Annotated in this window: 2 protein-coding genes; both read left to right on the top strand. The window is 56.5% G+C overall.

The window, feature by feature from the left end:
• A partial coding sequence (locus Q0369_RS00395; RefSeq protein ID WP_298094461.1) for an NAD(P)H-hydrate dehydratase occupies positions 1 to 767 on the top strand: 767 nt, incomplete at its 5' end.
• Positions 758 to 1,127 (top strand): formyltransferase family protein (locus Q0369_RS00390; RefSeq protein WP_298094459.1); only part of this gene is annotated, 370 nt, incomplete at its 3' end. The genes Q0369_RS00395 and Q0369_RS00390, both read left to right, overlap by 10 nt.

Here is a 1,127-nt window from a genome sequence, read left to right as displayed (position 1 = left end):
GGAGCGAATATTTTCTGCTTCAAAAAAGCGATCTGAAGCTGCCGCTACGCAGGAAACAAAACACCAACAAGGGCGATTTCGGGCACACCTACGTAGTAAGCGGACAGATGAGCGGAGCGGCACAGATGGCGGCCCTAGCGGCTCACGCGATCGGCAGCGGGCTCGTTAGCGTCGTTAGCGATGAGCCGTTAAATCTAAGCCCGATTTTGATGCAAAAAAGCTCATTCGATGCCGCGCGGGTCGTAGTCTGCGGCTGCGGGCTGGGGGAGCGAAAGATCGATCTTGCCGCACTACGGGGCAAAAGCTGCGTCATCGACGCCGATCTGTGCTACGAACGCGAAATTTTAAGCCTGCTTAGCAATAACCCAGATTTAATCATAACGCCCCATCCGAAGGAGTTCTGCTCGCTTTTAAAGATCGCGGGTATCGCAGATATTAGCGTGAGCGAGCTGCAAGAGCGGCGCTTCGAGCTTGCGCGGGCATGGAGCGAGAAATTTAGCGGCGTGCTCGTGCTAAAGGGCGCAAACACGCTCATCGCCCAAGCGGGCGTCATCTACGTCTGCGACAAAGGTAGCGCCGCGCTCGCAAAGGGCGGCAGCGGCGACGTGCTCGCAGGGCTCATCGGCGGGCTGCTCGCGCAAGGCTACTCGCCTCTGCAAGCCTCAATCTGCGGCGTCCTAGCCCACGCGCTCGCCGCGCGAGCCTTCGCCAAAAACTCCTACGCGCTAAATCCGCTCGATCTCATCGAGGAGGTAAAATGGTTGTGAAAAAGCTCGCCGTGCTTTTTAGCGGCAGCGGCTCAAATTTAGAAGCGATTTTGCAGAAGCTGCACGGCAAAGTTTTTGGCCAAACCAAGATCGAAGTCGCGCTAACGCTAAGCAACAAAGCTAACGCGGGAGGCATAGCAAAGGCCGCGAAATTCGGTCTAAAAAGCGCGATCTTAAATCACAAAGAGTTCGCTAGCCGCGAGGAATTTGACGCCGCGCTCGTGCGCGAGATCGAAAAAAGCGGCGCGGAGCTTACGGTGCTTGCGGGCTTTATGAGGATTCTCACGCCCGTTTTTACGAGCAGGGTTCGCGCGATAAATTTGCACCCGTCGCTGCTGCCGCTTTTTAAGGGCGCGCATG

The organism is uncultured Campylobacter sp., assembly GCF_938030685.1.
In the GTDB taxonomy this organism is placed as follows: Bacteria; Campylobacterota; Campylobacteria; order Campylobacterales; family Campylobacteraceae; genus Campylobacter_B.
Note: the sequence above shows the minus strand (reverse complement) of the source record. Positions and strands in the feature narration are given on the sequence as shown.